Source organism: Rhizobium sp. 05L429 (genome assembly GCF_056397645.1).
In genome coordinates, this window is the sequence record NZ_JBFTNV010000011.1 from 14,921 (window position 1) to 31,805 (window position 16,885).

Here is a 16,885-nt window from a genome sequence, read left to right on the forward strand (position 1 = left end):
CATGGGCAGCGAAGAATTCATCTTCCTTCTGATCGGCCTGAAATGGACCGTGTTACTCTCGGCCGTCGGCTTCGTCTGCGGCTGCATTGCCGGCCTCGGCGTGGCGCTCGCGCGCACCTGCGGCATGCCGTGGCTGGAGCGGCTGACCTCGGCCTATATCGCCGTCTTCCAGGGCACGCCGCTGCTCATGCAGCTCTTCGTCACCTATTACGGGCTGGCGCTCATCGGCTTCAGGCTCGATGCCTGGGAAGCGGTGGCGATCGGCCTCACGCTGCATGCCAGCGCCTATCTCGGCGAGATCTGGCGCGGCGCAATCGAGGCCGTGCCGCGCGGCCAGACGGAGGCGGCCAAGGCGCTCAGCCTCAAATATGTCTCGCGCATGAAGGATGTGATCCTGCCGCAGGCGCTGCGCATATCCCTGCCGGCGACGATCGGCTTCCTGGTGCAGCTCATCAAGGGCACGTCGCTCGCCTCCATCGTCGGCTTCACGGAGCTGACGCGCGCCGGCAACATCATCTCCAACCAGATCTTCCAGCCGCTCACCGTCTTCGGCGTCGTTGGCATCCTGTATTTCCTGATGTGCTGCCCGCTGACCATTTTCGGCGCCCGCCTGGAGCGGCGCTTCAACGCCGCGCACGCGCGCTGATGCCGCGATCTCACGAACTGGACCAAAGACCATGACAGCAGCACCCGCTCCATCCCCCAATCAGGTCACGCCCAATCTGGTCACGCCCAATCTGGTCACGACTGGCGAAACCATGATCACCATGAGCCATGTGGAGAAATGGTACGGCGCCTTCCAGGCCCTGCACGATATCAACATTACCGTCCACCGGGGGGAGCGCATCGTGCTCTGCGGCCCCTCCGGCAGCGGAAAATCGACACTGATCCGCTGCATCAACCATCTGGAGACCTACGAGAAGGGCGAGATCCGCGTCGGCGGCATATTGCTGGGCAATCAGGCCAAGGCGATCGACGCGATCAGGCGCGAGGTCGGCATGGTCTTCCAGCAGTTCAACCTCTTCCCGCATCTCACCGTGCTGCAGAACTGCATGCTGGCGCCGATGCGCGCACTCGGCATTTCCAAAGCCGAAGCCGAAGAACGCGCCCGCACGCTGCTGGCCCGCGTCAAGATCGGCGAACAGGCCGATAAATTCCCGGTGCAACTGTCGGGCGGCCAGCAGCAGCGCGTGGCGATAGCCCGAGCACTCTGCATGCGGCCCAAGGTGATGCTCTTCGACGAGCCGACCTCGGCACTAGACCCCGAGATGGTCAAGGAAGTGCTGGATACGATGATCGGCCTTGCCGAGGAAGGCATGACGATGATCTGCGTGACCCATGAAATGGGCTTCGCCCGCCAGGTCGCCAACCGGGTGATCTTCATGGCGAGCGGCGCAATCGTCGAGGAGGCGGCACCGGCAGAGTTCTTCACCAATCCACGCCATGAGCGCACCCGCAAATTCCTCGGCGAAATCCTGCGCAACTAGCCCGCCCCGCGGCTTCAGGGAGAAGCTCCATGTCAAAACGCCCCCTTGAGATAGCCGTCATGGGCGCCGGGCTGATCGGCAAGCGCCATATCGAAGGCGTGCTCGCAGAGCCGCGCACCGCCCTTGCCGCCATCATCGACCCCTCGTCCGCCGCCCGCGACGAAGCCCGCGAAAACGGGCTCCCCTGGTTTGCAAGCCTTGCCGAAGCACTGGCAAACACGCGGCCCGATGGCGTCATCGTCGCAACGCCCAACCAGCTGCATGTGGCAAACGCTGACGATGTGATGGCAGCAGGCATCCCCGTTCTCATCGAAAAACCTCTTGCTGACGATGCCAGGGCAGCCGCAGGCCTTGTGAGCCGTGCCGAACAGGCCGGCGTGCCCATCCTCGTCGGCCACCACCGCCGCCATAATCCCATTATCAGGCAGGCCAAACACCTCATCGAGAGCGGCCGGCTCGGCCGCATCCGCTCCGTGCACGGCAGCTTCTGGGTCGCCAAGCCCGATGACTATTTCGAAGTGACATGGCGCCGCGAACCGGGCGCCGGGCCGATCTTCATCAACCTCATCCATGATGTCGATCTCTTCCGCCATCTCTTCGGCGAAGTCGAAAGCGTGCATGCGATGGAATCCAATGCCGCCCGCGGCCATGCGGTCGAAGACACCGCCGTCGTGCTCCTGCGTTTCGAAAGCGGCGCGCTCGCCACCCTCAGCGCGTCGGATGCCGTGCCCTCGCCCTGGAGCTGGGAGCGGACCTCAGGCGAAAACCCCGGTTTCCCCCGGGAAGACCAGTTCTGCTACCAGATCGGCGGCACCGAAGGCGCGCTCGCCATCCCCGATCTCACGCTCTGGACCAATGCCGGCCGCCCCGACTGGCGCGAAAAACTCACCGAAGAGCGCCTGCCCGTCACTCCGGCCGATCCGCTGACTTTGCAGCTCCAGCATTTCTGCGATGTCATCGATGGGACTGCCGCGCCCCTCGTCAGCGGCCGTGAAGGGCTTGCGACCCTTGAGGTCATCGAGGCCATCAAGGCGTCCGCCGGCACGGGAAGGACTATATTCCTAAAAGGCGAAACCCCATGATTAGCGGCACCACACGGCTGATCGCCCATCTCGGCTACCCGACGGAAAGCTTCAAGGCGCCGCTGATCTACAATCCCTATTTCGAGGAACAGGGCATCGACGCCGTCGTCGTGCCGATGGGCTGCCGGCCGGAAGACTACCCCGCCTTCCTGAAGCTCGTCTTCCGCCTGTCCAACATCCACGGCGCCCTCATCACCATGCCGCACAAGATCCCGACCCTGGATCTGCTCGACGAAATCTCCACCAACGCCCGCGTGGCCGGCTCCTGCAACGCCATCAAGCTCGGCAAGGACGGCAAACTCATCGGCGACATGTTCGACGGCGAAGGTTTCGTGCGCGGCCTCAAGCGCAAGGGCCAGATCATCGCAGGCACCAAAGCCCTCCTCATCGGCGCCGGCGGCGTCGGCTCCGCCATCGCCGCCTCGCTCGCCTCCGCCGCCATCGGCCACCTCGCACTCCACGACGACAACGAGGCCGCACTCGAAGGCCTGAAAACCCGCCTCAACACCTACTACCCCGCAACCAGGGTCACCACAGGCTCCAACGACCCGGATGGATTCGACATCGTCATCAACGCCACGCCGCTCGGCATGCGCAAGGACGACCCGCTGCCGCTGGATGTGAACAGGCTTTCGCCCGAGATGTTCGTCGGCGAAGTGGTGATGAAGGAGGAGATTACGCCGTTTCTCGCAGCCGCAAAGGAGCGAGGATGCGGGTATCAGGTGGGGACGGATATGCTGTTTGAGCAGATACCGGCTTATTTGGAGTTTTTTGGGTTTGCCACGACGACTGCGGAGCATTTGCGGCGGGTGGCGCGGTTGTAGAGAAACTCGCCAATCAATAATGGGCTAGTCGTAGATGCTCACCCAGCATAGGCGAAATAAACTTTGCCCCGATCCGGATCTACAATCGTGACACTACCCCCCTTTCCATAAAAATAAAATGAACCAGTTGACCGGATCGACCGGTTGGCTTCGTTATCGCGCCCTCCTTTAATCGGGATCTCGAAGCCGTATTTTCCCAGGAATTCGAGTATTGTGGGAGGGTGGTGGTCAAAGGGCGGTACGGCCATCATCTGCGGATCGTCGTCGTAGGGATGCCATCGGTCTACTGCTGTCTGGTCGCTCGAGTCGTCAACGGGAGTTTCACGCCATGCTCCCTTTGCTCCCTGCAGCATATCGCCCAACCGGCTCCCCTGTTTCCGTGCCCAGTCTGCGCTGTCACCGGTCAGTCGATAGACAACGAAACCAGTCTCGTTGTCTCCGGGCATGAAACCGACGCCCCAGGTTTCTTCCAGGCGGTACTCGATCTCCGCCACTTCGAGCGGTTCGGGAACACGTGCGAGAATATAGTTTCGCTCGCTAATTTTGATGGCAACGTAGGGCAATACGATAGCGCCCAGACCAAAAGCAATAATGAGACCTCGCAGCGCGAACTGGTTCGGATGCGTCCATCGCCAAAGGCGGCGCAACCCAAGAAAGACGACTGCGATAGCGGCTATAACCGATAGAACGCCCAGGGCGAGCACGCCCAACATAGCACCAACTAACAGCATGCTTGCTCTTTTGTCGTCCAGGAGGTGATTGGAATTCTAGAAGCGCTGACGGCACAAAGCCGAGTATCCCTAACAACGTTCTGCGATGGAGGCAATGTCCGCTAATGGCGGCGCAAAGGGCCATACCCCACCGCCTCATCATCCAGAGTAAGTGCGGCGATGACTTGCAGCGAGAGTGCACTATTCTATCCGCCAAATGGGCATCGAATTTTTGAGCGCGGCCGCGACGTTGGACGGCTCAAGCATGACGGGGTGTTAAGAATATCAAATGACGACAGAGCGGGACGAGAATAACGAGCTACCGAGAAAAACGCAGAACCCACGAGACGATAGCGTTGGGCCCTGGGGAGTTAGGAGCAACGAAAGAGATCCGCCTGCACCTCCTTGGGACGTACCATATGACCAGTATCGACGCGTCTACTCCGAAATGCAGGTTCTTAGGGATTTCTATAAGATCATGAGATCGCTTTTTTCGCGGAAAAATGGCGCTTGAGATGAAGACTCGCTCGCTGTCTGATCCCCACCCCCCCTTCATCGGGCGTTGACGAATGCTCGCCGGGATTCGGTGAAAGCAGTCTGCAGTTTTTCAATCATCTACCAAGTCAGATCGCAGACGAACGAGCTTTTGTTTCCTTGCCGGAGAATGTGGCCAGCCAACCTTCTTACCGGATCCTCACCATTCTCGTCCAACCCAGGCTCGGGCATAACGTCAACTTCTTCGTCCAGAGCAATCTTTAGGTGAACGCCCGTCTTGGCAAAGATCGACGACCTGACGGTCTCAGCATCGTTTTCAAATTCGATCATATAGAGTCCGCAGGTGAAACAATCACAATGTCCGCCCAGTGGAATTTTTATTGATCGGTATTTGTTCCCGTAGAAGGTTCCCCTTGTCTCGAATGCTGCAGAAGTATCTTCTCGCTTTTTACATTCGTTACTGACCTTTGCTTTTTTGACATCAAGATATTTCCTAATGTCTACAGCGATCCCCTCGGTGACGAATTTTCTAGTCTCTCCGTCGATGAAGAGTTTTTGCGGCTCTGGAAGGCAGTCATTCAAACTCGGAAAAACCAGTTCGGTCCAGTCTGCTGCCCCAGCGCCAAACGGAAGCAAAATAGCGACCGCGGCTGCTTGCAATACTTTTCTCAAATGCATCTTTGTTAACCCCCGCGTCACGTCGGGCCGACGATTACGTTAAGTTGAAATCCGAAGCTAGTCCTACCACCCGATCATCATTTGCTTCGCAAACCGGCGATCGGCTATGAACCGCATAAGATAATCGGCCGATCGATTGCGAGGCGCTTGTGAACGGTTCTATCAAGCCACGGAATTTGCTGATTCCTCTGTCCTTAGTTATTTTTATTTGTTCCTGGTTTCTGCTCGGCGTTTCGTCGTCGATTGTGGTGGGCGTTTTCAATTTCGTTCCGTCTGCCGAGTGGGTGGCAGAGACAAATCTTCTGCGAACTATCGCGGGCTCCCTGTCTGCGGCGCTTTTTGTTTGGGTTTTTTGGAAAGGCGGCAGACAGCTTGGGGTGAGCAGACTGAAGCGCCTCGTCACCATCATAACCAGCCCGTTTGTCGGTTACTTTGTGGGAGGCAATATCCTGTTAATTTGGCCGATGCTGCTCCCACTATTCGTAGGCCATGAAGTTGCGCTTCCTTTTACTGTACAGAATGCAACCACTTACGGTGGAGGGATCTGCCGCGCTCCCGTCCACTTGGAAGACATGCCTTTTCTTATCGGCCGAGTGTGCAACGTTCCTCAGAGCATCAGATCAAGTTTGAGACCGGGCATTGGCATCGTCGTACGCGGCTGGGGAACGCATCTCGGGGTATATGCGCCTGACGTGAGCCTAACCCGGACGGACCTCTAATCGTCAAGGGCCTCTGTCCGCAACTCCCCACCACCCGATTATCGATCGACCTCAATTCGCGGTCGATGGCGGCTGCGGTTTCTCAGCCTCATCGCTGCAGAACGAGAGTTGAAGCCTTTTGCAACTGGCCAGCGGATCTTCATCCCGCGGTCCCATCGCATGACCAAGCGTTATCAGTGTCGCCAGAACGCATTTGAAAAGAATCATGGATGCTCCCTCGGCAACCGGTGAATTGTCGAGGTGTATCCAGGCTGTTGCAATGGAGCAATAACCCCACCGCCACCCCATCATCAAACGGTGATTGACTTCAAGATTGCAGCACGCAAATTGATATGATCGGGGGATTAGAAACATGTCTTTGAAAGTGCTTTTCCTTGCTGCGTTCGCGTTGTTCGCTTCAGCAGAGGTCATGCTGGCCTCAGGTGACTCAAGTAGTTCCGCGGTGGTGCAGGACCCTTCCTGCAGGGATGTGAATGGCGCCTATCTCAAAACACACGGCTCGGCTGCCTTTCATGTGCTTATGTACCGACGAGAGGATGAGAAACCGTTCATGGAAACGGTTGTCGATAAGCCATACGGTTATGAACGACAGATTCGCGGCGGTAAGTGGACCTCATTCAACCCGGAAGTCTATCCGATCGATGACATGGGACGAGGGCCGAAGTACACTGAGTGCCGCTTCGTCAGAAAGGTCATGCTGAACTCAATATCGGCGAAGCATTATAAGGCGCTGTGGCATCGTTTCCCGAATGAGGCTCGCTCCGACATATAGATTTCAAATGCTGATGGAAGAATCCTCAAGATAATCCGAAAATACCAGCGGTGGGAGTTTTCGTCCGATATAATCGTGGAAACCTACGATTACGACGCAGCGAACTTTAAGCTGCCAGAGCCAGAAGAAGTTCAGGAATGATTGGGGGTACCAGAACGGCCCCCTGCCTAGTGCCCACCACCCCATTATCATCTGATGGGCACTCCACATCGTAAAAGCCTCGGGTCCTGTCCGGCATCTGGCGGCGACTTTTGGGCTAGCGAACACCCCTCACCTCAGATGTGTCATTCACCGCGCAGACGCGCAGTGACTGGATCTCTGTGACGTCCCTGGCACTAGCACCAAGACACAGAGATGACGATGGAGAGGTAGCCAGCCGCTGCCCTTGCCGCCGACTTCCCACTCTTTACTCCTTACCCCTCACCTACAACTTACACCCCTTCGAAAGCGCCGCACTCTCCATCGCCGAAACCTTGCCCTTGGACACCGCAACCTCGCCTTCCTTGTCCCCACCGGCCACGCTGCCGATCGGCACTCCCACCAGGAACACACCAAACGCGTCGCCATTGGCCGCCGAGATCTGCTGCTTCGAGAGGCCGTCGAGCTTCACCTTTTCCTTGCTGTGTTCGCTAGCGATCTGCGGACAACTGAGATTGGTGTAGGCCTGCATCGGGATATCGGCCTGCACGATGGCGTCAGGTCTTTTCGCGCAGGACGTGAGCGCTGCGGCAAGTGCCGCGGCGAGAATGAGTTTTTTCATTGGACAACCCCAGTTGGCAGGCGATTCCTAGCATTGCCGCCCGCCTGGCGCGAGTAACGCGCAAGAACAACCACAGAAGAATTCTCAGGCGCGCCCGTTGGCCTGATATTGGCGAGGGCGATCTCCTCACCCAGTGATGGAGGGAGAGCGGCGGCTTTGAGCGGGCAAAATCATTGCACCTGTCACCCCTCGACAGGATGCCTATCGCAAGCCCCCATGAGCGCGCGTGACCGCGCCTCCACCTAACCCTTTTGGATGAATTGCGAATCGGCTGCGCCGCGACGAAAGTGCATGCGCGGCGGTAGTAGGATTACTAGGACCGAAACCGATGCGGGGGGCTCGCCGAGTATTGAGTGGGAGCCCTTCATTTGTTTCCAGGCCGTGCTTTGAACGGTGCGTATGGATGATCAATGCCGCTTCCGGCCGGAAGCGAACACACCTCATCATGAAGAGATAGCGAACGCCCCAAGCCGTTGGCCGCCTCAGCCGTGGGGCCTGTCAGCATCGCTGGTTATGGTCATGGTGATGTGGGATGCGGCCATCGAACAGGGCCGCCGTGCCGCGAGAAATCAGGACCGAAAGAGGCCGAAACCTCCTGATTTTGAGGCCAGTTACAAGGGCCGCCACTCAATACATATGCGAGCCCTTATACCTGCTCAGTCCGCCAAAAACGCGTTAGGCGCGTGAAATAATCATGGATGGGAGCAAGAGTCGCGTGAAAAGTGCGTGACACGCCGCTACGCCCCTATCCACCGGGGGGAAGGCGTCGCACGAGAACGCAAAGGAAGCCGCCGAGGGGCATCGGCGGCTAACAGGAGAAAGTTGAAAAGGGTGCGCCGGGTCAGGGTCAGACACCCTTTTCGCGCTGAATTTTTCAGGGTCAGCGGGAAAGTATGTAGCAGAGAGCGGATCGGCTTCAATCGGACCAAAGTCCGATGCCCGACCCTTTCCGGCAAGGCGCACTTTCGGGAAGCGCTATTCATCCCATCGATACCGTCTCCAGCCTGGCGGGCCCGAGCGGGCTCCTGCCGCCAGCGCCTTGTGCAACGCCTCAAAAAGCAGTTAGCTGCGCCAGTTGGGTACGCTCATTCCTGCACGGCCGGATAGTATCGAGACGATGCCCGTGCTGAAACGCGCCCGCATTTCGAGGGAAGTCTCGTGCGCTGGTCCAGACCCTTAAGACTGCATCTCGGCGTTCTGGTCGTCGCATCGCTGCTGTGCACGTCGATGCCGATCATCTGGCTGGCCTTCAGCCGCGGCAGCGATGCCGCGGTCAGCGCCGGCGTGCAGCAGATGCGCGAGATGAGCCTGCGGCTGATCGAAGGATACCGCAATACGCTGCAGGGCGGCATGGAGGCGGTGGCGCTGGCATCGACCCTGCCGCAGCTCGCCTCCCCGCCGCCTCGGGATATCGAGGCGAAACAGGAATTCCTTCTGGAAGTTCTGCGAAACATCCCCAATGCCACGAGCATCTATACCGGCTATCCCGATGGCTCCTACCTGCAGGTCATCAACGCGCAGAGGCAGGATGTTCGCCGCACACTTGCCGCACCTGACGGGACGGCTTTCGCGATCAGGACGATTGCCGGGCGGGAAACCGCCGATGTCATCTCGACGCTTCGCTTTCTCGACAGCGAGGCAAGAGAGATCAGCGGGCGGGACATCGACTATGCATCCTTCGATCCGCGCCAGCGCCCCTGGTATCAGGCCGTCATCCAGGATGGCGCGCCGGTTTCCGTCGGCCCCTATGTCGCCGGAACCCTGCAGGTGCCGACGCTGACGATCGCGGCACCCATGCGGGGCAACGGCCGGGTGGTCGTCGGCATCAACATCCATCTGCAGACCGTCAGCGCCCTCCTGAATGCGCAGGGAATTTCGCCGCGTGCGCGCGCCTACATCATCGATGCCGGCGATGATCTCGTCGCCCATTCCGACCCCGATATCATGAGCAGGATCATCGCAATATGGTCGAGAGCATCGGGTGCGTTCGATGCGACGGCCAACGGCTTCGACACCAGCGTCGAAACCGTGGCGAGGCTCAGGCGCGATCCGGCCTTTGCCAATGGCGGCCTGGCGCGGATCGAACTCGATGGCGAACGCCAGCTCGTGCAGATCGCCCCCGTCGGCGTCTCCGGTCTCTTCAAGGGAAGTGTGGCGGCCATCGTCGTGCCGATGGAGGACCTGGTGGCGGAGGCGAACCGTCTGCTCGTGCGCAATCTGCTGATTGCCGCCGCCTTCGTCATCGCGGGTGTCGCCGCATCCGTGCTGCTTTCGCGCATGGTCAGCCGCTCTCTCTATCGCCTCGCCGACGAGGCGCGCAGGATCGGCGATCTCGATGTCAGCGAGAAGGCCGTCTCGCATTCCTGGATATCGGAGATCAACACGCTGGCGAGCGCGCTGGCCGCCAGCCGCCACGCCATCAGCCAGTTTGCCCTCTATGTCCCGCGCGAAGTCGTCCGGCGCATCGTCAGTCCCGAGGGCCGAGCGGTCGTCAAGGCGACGCGGCAGGATGTGACCGCGCTCTTCACCGACATCAGGGACTTCACCACCATATCCGAGCGGAATTCACCCGAAGACGTGGTCGATACGCTATCGGCCTATTTCGAACTCCTGAACACCATCGCCGAGCGCAATGGCGGCACCGTCGTGCAATATCTCGGCGACTCCATCTTCGTCATGTGGAATGCACCCGTGCAGGATGACAGCCACGCCGAACACGGCTGCCGCTGCGCGCTCGCCATGAAAGCGGCGATCGACACCCTGAACGAGGAGAACCGCCGGAACGGCCGCCCAGAACTCTTCACCCGCTTCGGCCTCCACACCGGCCCCGCCGTCGTGGGCAGCTTCGGCGCCATTTCGCGCCAGCAGTACACGGCCATGGGCGATACGATCAATGTCGCGTCACGGCTGGAAGGGCTGAACAAGGACTTCGGCACGTCGATCCTGGTGAGTGCGGCTATTCATGACGCGGTGGGAGATCGCTTCGAGTTTCGGCCGCTGGGTCTGTCACAGGTCAAGGGGCGCGCCGAGAGGGTGGATTTGTGGGAGCTCGTCGGGGAGAGTGACGGCCAGGTTAGCCGGCGCAATGAAAGACAGAACCTAAAGTGACTTGGTAACCCTGACTGGCTTGCCCCGCCTGCGCATCGGGCCTTGGACGGAGGGAAGCATTAAGGTCCAGGTTTTCCACGGGAGACGCCACTGTTCTGCTTCGTGCACGATGGGAGGCCAGAACCCACACCGCCCGATCATCATTTGATGGGGGTCAATGGCCGCTATCGAGGCTCACACATTCAACAGCCTCAAACGAGCTTCTTCAGGACGGCCAGCGTGATCTCGCGGCAGCGACGTGACGTCAATCGGTCGCCCGACCCCGTTCTAAAGATAACGGCAGTCGCGTCCTCCGGCGCTTGTGGCAGATCGAAGACAATTCGTCCAATCCAAATCGCGTGGCCTGGCATCGCGCGATTGCAGACACCCGAGAAGCCGGAGTACCTGAAAGATCACGACACGTTTAGCCGACCACTCCGCATCGCGACAGAATATCGTCGACAACGGAGGCAAGCGGCAGGGTGGCGTCAATGGTCGTGGCATTCTCCGGATTGTCTTCTCTCGTTGCATGCAGTCGCAGAACAACGTCCCGTTCGGCCGGTTTCCCGCCGAACTCGTCTTCCGGTCTGCTGGCAAGCCGGTTCTTCAACGTCTCCAGGTCGACATCGAGAACGAAAACTCCGTCAAACAAGTCGATAAAGTGATGAGAATTCCTTGAGCCGCCGCAGAAGAAGGAGACCGGATGGCTTTTATCGGCCGCCAGCGACCGGACCCTGCCGACATCCCAAAGGTGGTGCTTGTGCGCGAAGGTCACGTCGAGAATGTTCTGCTCCAGCGCAGCACGATCTAGCGGTTCGCCCGTCTGCGGATCGCCTTTGTAAGCCAGCGCACGGTCGCCGTGGATAACGTCGTAGCCGCGCCGCTGCAATTCGGTGGCGACTGTGGTCTTGCCGGTCCCGGAAACGCCTTCGATCAGATAGTTCCTGACACCCATTTCGCTCTCGTTCGATCAACCGGACGCTCTCGGCAATCGCCAAATACCCTTGGCGCCGAGCACCCTCGGGTCAACTACCCCTAGCGCCTTATGCGCAGAATTGTAATGGATTTCCGACCCTTCAATTCTAACGGTTTGCCAAGATCGACCGTCCAGAAACTGCGTGGGAACTGGCGGCTTAATCCGTCCCGCAATCGAGCTGCCGGAAGCACGGGAAAACGGAAAGAAGATGCCGAGGGACGTGGGCGGCTTTTTAGAGGAAGAAGTTGAAAAGGGTGCTCGGGGCCAGGAAGAGACACCCTTTTCGTGCTGATTCTGGAGGCATCAGCGGAACAGAAATTAGCGGGCGGATCGTGGACTTCAATCGGACTAAAGTCCCAACCTCCCCGCCATTGTCGAACGATGTTTCAAGCCCGGCTTCTCACCGGTCGCCGGGTCGTCTGCACCTGCTCGCATTCAATGAGCTCGCCGCTGTCGCGGAGTTGCAGGATCCCGAGCTGGACGACTTTGATCAGATCCGCCATCCGCTCGCCGCGGCTATTCTGGTACTCGTCCAGGGTAGGCGTACTGAGCGTGACATCGGTCAGCCCGGAAATGCGGTTGTCTTTCACTGCTTTGGCGCCGAGAGCCCAAATCCGGGCAAACAGCACCCGGTCTGATTCCGTGTTTGACATGATAATCCACTAGCTGGTCCCCGACCGTGAAATCCGGCGGGAGAAAGGTGACGCCGCCGTTGCTGCAGATGTGCGGCGGACGTCGTTTTTGTCGAGGATGGGCCTACGCGGCTCAAGCCGCATACGGACCCGGTCAGTTGATGATCTGGATCACCTTTCGCGACGACGGTTCGACGATGACGCGCTCGTTGTTGACGATTGCATATGAATATTTCGAATTTTCCGGAACCGGTGTCACGACGACGGCTTGCGGAAGCGGCTGACCGACGACGACCTTCTCCTTGACCACGACGCGGGTCGACGGTGCAGGTGCCTCACGGACATAGGTGACGACCTTTTCCGGCGGCGGATCGATCACCGTGCCGACAATGGCACCAGCAACACCACCGACGGCAGCACCAACAGGGCCGCCGACGATCGCACCGGTGACTGCGCCGCCTGCAGCGCCGTTAACCGTCGAAGACTGCGCGAACGCAACGCCCGACATCAGGGCCGCGGCCGCGGCTGCACCTACGATAAGTTTGGAATGCATCTGATCCTCCTTTTGTTCAAGCGGCCTTTTTGACCGCTGCCCAACCAACGACAGGAATCCTTCGCTGTTCCCGCCATGCGACCTCAGTCCGGGGGTGACCCAGACTAAGGTCGGAGGTTGGGAGGGGCGCTCTGAGATGGCGATATCTGGGAGTTGGTTGGGGTGGCGGCTAGGCTAGCCGGCGGGACGAAAGCGAGACGCAATGAATCCGGTCCCGCAGGCTGAGGGAAGCGAAATCGATTTCGAAGCAATAGATACCGCCAGACTTCCACCGCCCATAGCGACAGCTGGACCGGCGGCTCCTCCAAAGTGGCACGAACGTCTCAAGCACTTTCAGGGAGCGTGCCCTGAGCGTTCGCCCTCATTGACTGAGCGATATCGCGATCAATCGCAAACAATGCCGTAATTGACGCGATATTCTTCCAAGGGCTCTTTCGGACCGGCCAGTAGCAATAGGCAAGCGGTATAATTTCCCCTCACCTTCCCACCCTCGATATAGAGCCAGTCGAAAATATCGGACTTCTCAAACTCGACGCGATCACCGGGCTTGATGTTGTGGATATATTCCGGCGTATCACCAAGAATAGCGGTAAAATGGTCGTCTGATCGCTGTATTTGATCGACCCACATGAATTCGACCTTCTGCGCCGTCTGATCATCCGTCGTCAGTGCCACACCCTCAGCCTTGTCTGCGCTCATCGCAGAGTTGACGGAAGCCGCTCCCTGACAACCCGCCGCATCATCATCCCCACCCCCACGCCGCCCAACCATCCTTGAGTGGGGTGTGCTTTCATTGAAAAAAAACATGGTAGTCACATAGCATCTGGGGCGTTCTTAAAGTATCGGGAGGGGATATGACGGTAAGGTTTTCGCTGTTTTTGATCGTGGGGCTATTCGCTACAAGCGCGTCCGCACAGTACGTGTGGCTCGACGAAATAAAGGCTGTCGACCCAGTGCTTCATGCGGTCCTTAAAGACCATGCGCCCGAAGCGGGAAGCATTGATCGATTGTTGCAGGCCGGGGACGAAGAGGCCGCGCAAAAAGAAATGGCCGAAGTCCTCTGGAAGTTTCGAAATATCGCATTCTCACAGACGAGTTCCGCAGCGGCGGTCGCGGTGGTGAAGAGTATAAACGAGGTGATCGACGCCCTCAGCGAGAGCTATCCGCAGGGTTGACTTGAAGCTGCTCATCAACATCTGTCCTTGAAAACGGAGTCAATTCTCGACGAGAAGCACGTCTATTCGCAGTACATGGAGTCCCAGCGCCTTGCCTATGAGGACGGTAAGAATCGTGAGCCAAAAGCCAGGATGGACATCGCCGAGATGTATGAAGTGGTGACGAACGATTTAGGACTAAGCGAAGCTGAGATTCACAGCTTGAATGACCTGGAAAGTATGCCGGCCCCACAGGTATGCTCGTTGCTGAAGAAGTTTCTCAATATTGAAGCCGTCCGAGAAGACCAGCGTGGCCAGTATGCGAGAGCCAATATCTCATCAAAGAGAAAGTGACGTTCGCGTCGTAGGTCATCTGCTTACCACCGGAGACCCATCACCCCATCGTTAAGTGATAGGCATCCAACGCCCGCCCCCGCCAGCGAAAACCACCCGAACTCACACGACATCAACGAGCACCCGCCCCTCACGACAGCGCAAATATCCTCACCTCCCGCGCGATCCCCTGAAGCTCCTCCATCCGCGACACCGAGGTGATGCCGCTGTCCCGCAATATTTCCGAAACCTGCTCGTTGCCGACAACGGCCTCCGTTGTCAGGATCACCTGCGGTTCGGCAAGTCCCTGGACGCGGGAGGCGATATTGACGGTCTGGCCGAAATAGTCCTGCCGGTCGTTCATGCTGACGGCAAGGCATGGTCCCTCATGGATGCCGATCTTGAGGAGGAGATCCTCGCTGCCGCGTTCGGCGTTCAGCCGCAGCATTGCTTCGCGCATCCGGAGCGCCGCCGACACCGCCCGGTCCGGGCTCGGGAAGGTCGCCATCACGGCATCGCCGATCGTCTTGACCACCGCCCCGGCCTCGGTGGCGACGATCTCGTGCAGGACCCGGAAATGCGTGCGCACCAGATCGAAAGCGGCGAGATCTCCGACGCGCTCGTAAAGAGCGGTCGAGCCCCTGAGATCGGTGAAGAGGAAGGTCAGGCTGGTGATCTTCAGGCGCTGGTCGACGTCGAGCGTGTCGGTCCGGTAGATGTCGCGGAAGCTCTGGTTCGTCAACAGCCGCTTGGCCGTCAGGAACGGTCGCCTGTGGCCGAGTATATCGTGCAGCTCGTCGCCGGCGATGCAGACATTCGGCAGCACGCGGCGATCGGTATGGTTTTCCAACGTCAGCCGCAGCAGGCCGGGGCGAAGCGTCAGCGTTTCGTTCGGTGCATGGCCCTGGCTGAGGACCATCGACAGGGTCTGGCGCTCCTCGGTCGGCTCGCCCTGCACATCGATGAACTGCGCCGAATGCGTCACCGCATCGAAGATGATGACGAATTGCGCCGGCAATTGCAGCGAGACGAAAGCCTTCTCGCCGGGATCCAGCTCGATCATTTCAAGCTGAATGCGCGAAAACCGCGCCTCGAGATCATCGGGCAGATCGACGCCGGAGCTGAAGAAGACCTGCCGGTAATATTCGAGCGAGGACAGCCGGTCGGGATCGTGGCCGGCAATCCTGCGCACGCGCGGGCTGACCGTGAAGGTGACCTCGACCATCTCGTCGAGCGTCGGCTCGTATCCGGCCGCACACAGCGCGCAATGATAGGCCTCCCGGTCGACTGCTTTGAGGCTGGCGCCGGTGTCGAGCACGCCGCCGCATCCCGGGCAGAGCACATTCCAGGTCATCTCGAAGGCGCCGATGCGGGCCGCATGCAGAAACGCCGCGATCACCTTCTCCTCGTCGAGATGATGCGCCTCGGCGAAGGCCAGCGCATTGATGCGGTTGAGTTCGCGATCCGAACCACGCCTGACCGCATTTTCGATGCACTCGACCGCCTGCGGGTCGGCCGCCTGTCGCAGGGCTGTAAAAAGCACGTCCACTTCGCTCATCAGACAGGTCTCCGTGCACGGAACGCCACGGATGATAACGCCGCCGGCAGGGCGGAATTATATCACGGAATCTCATGATAGAAATCGGAACGCCTGGATGCGGCGCGGCGCCGGATCGGTCGCTTCGGAGCGTGCTGAACTGATCCTTTGCCGATCGGGAGCGCGTGCCTGACCGGCAACAATTATGCCGATTTTTTTCAAGGTGGAGTTGATATCAGTCACTCGCCGTACAATTGATACGGCAATATCAGGGGGCACTTTATTGGCCGGCTTATTGGTTGCTGGGCACCCGATCCGGGAGGGATGATGCGGAAACTCAAGCTTCCACAGGCTGTAAGCCTTGCGATCTGGCTGATCCTCGTTCCGGCGCTCCTTTTCAGCCTCGGTCTATGGCAGGCAGAGCGCGCTGCCGAGACCCTGGCACAGTCGCAGGGGTCGTCGGAAGGGCTCAAGACGACACTCGCTCAGCGGCAGCAGCCACTCCCAACCTGATCACGCCGGACCCAAAAAGAGGATAACAAAATTGCAGCAGCGAAAGTTACTTAGGATCGCATCCACCCTGGCGGTCGTCGCATCCCTGTGGTGCGCGCCGTCCCTGCAGGCGCAGGAGCCGGCGGGCGGTGTGACATGGTCCAAGGATCCGGCCAGCCATTGCGAATTCGTGTCTCCCGTGTCCCTGACGACAGGTCCAACATACTGGACCGGCGCGTGTGCTGATAACAAGGCGTCCGGACCTGGAATGCTGCGACGCCGCGACGGCGATCGCGCCGGGCCCGCTTTTTATGGGGACATGCAGGCCGGAATGCCCGTCATCGGCGTGATCGACGACGAAGGCTATCGTGTCGGCCAGTTCAAGAATGGCGATATCGGCGGCGATGCGGAACTGGAATCGCAGGTCAGGCTCGACGCTTTCCGCGCGGCCGCAAAGGCAGCCCGGGAAGTCGCCGCGCTATATGCCAAACAGGGGAATGCAGCCTCGTCCCGCCACTACGAAACCGTTGCGCAGCAACTGGACATGCAGATCGAATGATTGTCCGGCACATCGGTTCCGCGGATTGAGGCTGC

Annotated in this window: 18 protein-coding genes; 10 read left to right on the plus strand and 8 right to left on the minus strand. The window is 59.3% G+C overall.

Annotation, left to right across the window (positions count from 1 at the left end):
• Position 1 precedes the first annotated feature (1 nt).
• The 4 genes from AC1DNW_RS13530 (at position 2) to AC1DNW_RS13545 (ending at position 3,393) form a co-directional block, all read left to right on the plus strand.
• Positions 2-646, plus strand: a complete 645-nt coding sequence (locus AC1DNW_RS13530; protein ID WP_113296992.1) for an amino acid ABC transporter permease — start codon at positions 2-4, stop codon at positions 644-646.
• A 112-nt stretch (positions 647-758) separates the two neighbouring features.
• Positions 759-1,487 carry an amino acid ABC transporter ATP-binding protein gene (locus tag AC1DNW_RS13535; protein WP_113297108.1) on the plus strand — a complete coding sequence of 243 codons (729 nt, stop codon included), beginning with the start codon at positions 759-761 and terminating at the stop codon, positions 1,485-1,487.
• Between the two features lie 29 nt (positions 1,488-1,516).
• Positions 1,517-2,569, plus strand: a complete 1,053-nt coding sequence (locus AC1DNW_RS13540) for a Gfo/Idh/MocA family protein (RefSeq protein WP_113310896.1) — start codon at positions 1,517-1,519, stop codon at positions 2,567-2,569.
• Positions 2,566-3,393, plus strand: a complete 828-nt coding sequence (locus AC1DNW_RS13545; protein ID WP_113310897.1) for a shikimate dehydrogenase — start codon at positions 2,566-2,568, stop codon at positions 3,391-3,393. Before AC1DNW_RS13540 ends, AC1DNW_RS13545 begins: the two co-directional genes overlap by 4 nt.
• A 38-nt stretch (positions 3,394-3,431) precedes the next feature.
• Here the strand turns inward: AC1DNW_RS13545 and AC1DNW_RS13550 are convergent, their stop codons facing one another.
• Both AC1DNW_RS13550 and AC1DNW_RS13555 read right to left on the minus strand, forming a co-directional pair.
• The gene (locus AC1DNW_RS13550; RefSeq protein ID WP_113310898.1) at positions 3,432-4,124 is read right to left on the minus strand and encodes a hypothetical protein; all 693 of its coding nucleotides are present in this window, start codon (positions 4,122-4,124) and stop codon (positions 3,432-3,434) included.
• A gap of 594 nt (positions 4,125-4,718) precedes the next feature.
• Complete coding sequence (locus AC1DNW_RS13555) at positions 4,719-5,276, minus strand: hypothetical protein (protein WP_162748589.1); 558 nt, start codon at positions 5,274-5,276, stop codon at positions 4,719-4,721.
• A 1,071-nt stretch (positions 5,277-6,347) separates the two neighbouring features.
• Here AC1DNW_RS13555 and AC1DNW_RS13560 point away from each other — a divergent pair.
• Positions 6,348-6,767, plus strand: a complete 420-nt coding sequence (locus tag AC1DNW_RS13560; RefSeq protein ID WP_113310901.1) for a hypothetical protein — start codon at positions 6,348-6,350, stop codon at positions 6,765-6,767.
• Positions 6,768-7,191: 424 nt separating this feature from the next.
• Here AC1DNW_RS13560 and AC1DNW_RS13565 read toward each other — a convergent pair whose 3' ends face one another.
• Positions 7,192-7,527 (minus strand): hypothetical protein, encoded by a 336-nt coding sequence (locus AC1DNW_RS13565; protein ID WP_007823108.1) that lies wholly within the window; start codon positions 7,525-7,527, stop codon positions 7,192-7,194.
• A gap of 1,158 nt (positions 7,528-8,685) precedes the next feature.
• Between AC1DNW_RS13565 and AC1DNW_RS13570 the strand changes: the two genes are divergently transcribed.
• Positions 8,686-10,635 (plus strand): adenylate/guanylate cyclase domain-containing protein, encoded by a 1,950-nt coding sequence (locus AC1DNW_RS13570; protein ID WP_113310902.1) that lies wholly within the window; start codon positions 8,686-8,688, stop codon positions 10,633-10,635.
• A gap of 403 nt (positions 10,636-11,038) precedes the next feature.
• Here the strand turns inward: AC1DNW_RS13570 and AC1DNW_RS13575 are convergent, their stop codons facing one another.
• From AC1DNW_RS13575 to AC1DNW_RS13590, 4 genes are all read right to left on the minus strand, one after another.
• Positions 11,039-11,569 carry an AAA family ATPase gene (locus tag AC1DNW_RS13575; RefSeq protein WP_113310903.1) on the minus strand — a complete coding sequence of 177 codons (531 nt, stop codon included), beginning with the start codon at positions 11,567-11,569 and terminating at the stop codon, positions 11,039-11,041.
• Positions 11,570-11,976: 407 nt separating this feature from the next.
• Positions 11,977-12,243 carry a hypothetical protein gene (locus AC1DNW_RS13580; protein ID WP_113310904.1) on the minus strand — a complete coding sequence of 89 codons (267 nt, stop codon included), beginning with the start codon at positions 12,241-12,243 and terminating at the stop codon, positions 11,977-11,979.
• 133 nt (positions 12,244-12,376) lie between these two features.
• Entirely contained in the window at positions 12,377-12,775 is a 399-nt protein-coding gene (locus AC1DNW_RS13585; RefSeq protein WP_113310905.1) for a DUF1236 domain-containing protein, read from the minus strand.
• Between the two features lie 384 nt (positions 12,776-13,159).
• Positions 13,160-13,582 (minus strand): DUF2314 domain-containing protein, encoded by a 423-nt coding sequence (locus AC1DNW_RS13590; RefSeq protein WP_477853167.1) that lies wholly within the window; start codon positions 13,580-13,582, stop codon positions 13,160-13,162.
• A gap of 47 nt (positions 13,583-13,629) precedes the next feature.
• On the opposite strand from AC1DNW_RS13590, the gene AC1DNW_RS13595 reads away from it, so the two are divergent.
• On the plus strand, positions 13,630-13,950 hold the full coding sequence (locus AC1DNW_RS13595; RefSeq protein ID WP_113310907.1) for a hypothetical protein: 321 nt from the start codon (positions 13,630-13,632) through the stop codon (positions 13,948-13,950).
• A 27-nt stretch (positions 13,951-13,977) separates the two neighbouring features.
• On the plus strand, positions 13,978-14,283 hold the full coding sequence (locus AC1DNW_RS13600; RefSeq protein WP_113310908.1) for a hypothetical protein: 306 nt from the start codon (positions 13,978-13,980) through the stop codon (positions 14,281-14,283).
• A gap of 130 nt (positions 14,284-14,413) precedes the next feature.
• On the opposite strand, the gene AC1DNW_RS13605 is transcribed toward AC1DNW_RS13600, so the two are convergent.
• Positions 14,414-15,820 (minus strand): adenylate/guanylate cyclase domain-containing protein, encoded by a 1,407-nt coding sequence (locus AC1DNW_RS13605; protein ID WP_113310909.1) that lies wholly within the window; start codon positions 15,818-15,820, stop codon positions 14,414-14,416.
• Positions 15,821-16,123: 303 nt separating this feature from the next.
• Here AC1DNW_RS13605 and AC1DNW_RS13610 point away from each other — a divergent pair, with 303 nt between their 5' ends.
• Both AC1DNW_RS13610 and AC1DNW_RS13615 read left to right on the plus strand, forming a co-directional pair.
• Positions 16,124-16,312, plus strand: a complete 189-nt coding sequence (locus AC1DNW_RS13610) for a hypothetical protein (protein ID WP_477853169.1) — start codon at positions 16,124-16,126, stop codon at positions 16,310-16,312.
• 31 nt (positions 16,313-16,343) lie between these two features.
• Positions 16,344-16,850 carry a hypothetical protein gene (locus AC1DNW_RS13615; RefSeq protein WP_113310911.1) on the plus strand — a complete coding sequence of 169 codons (507 nt, stop codon included), beginning with the start codon at positions 16,344-16,346 and terminating at the stop codon, positions 16,848-16,850.
• Positions 16,851-16,885 lie beyond the last annotated feature (35 nt).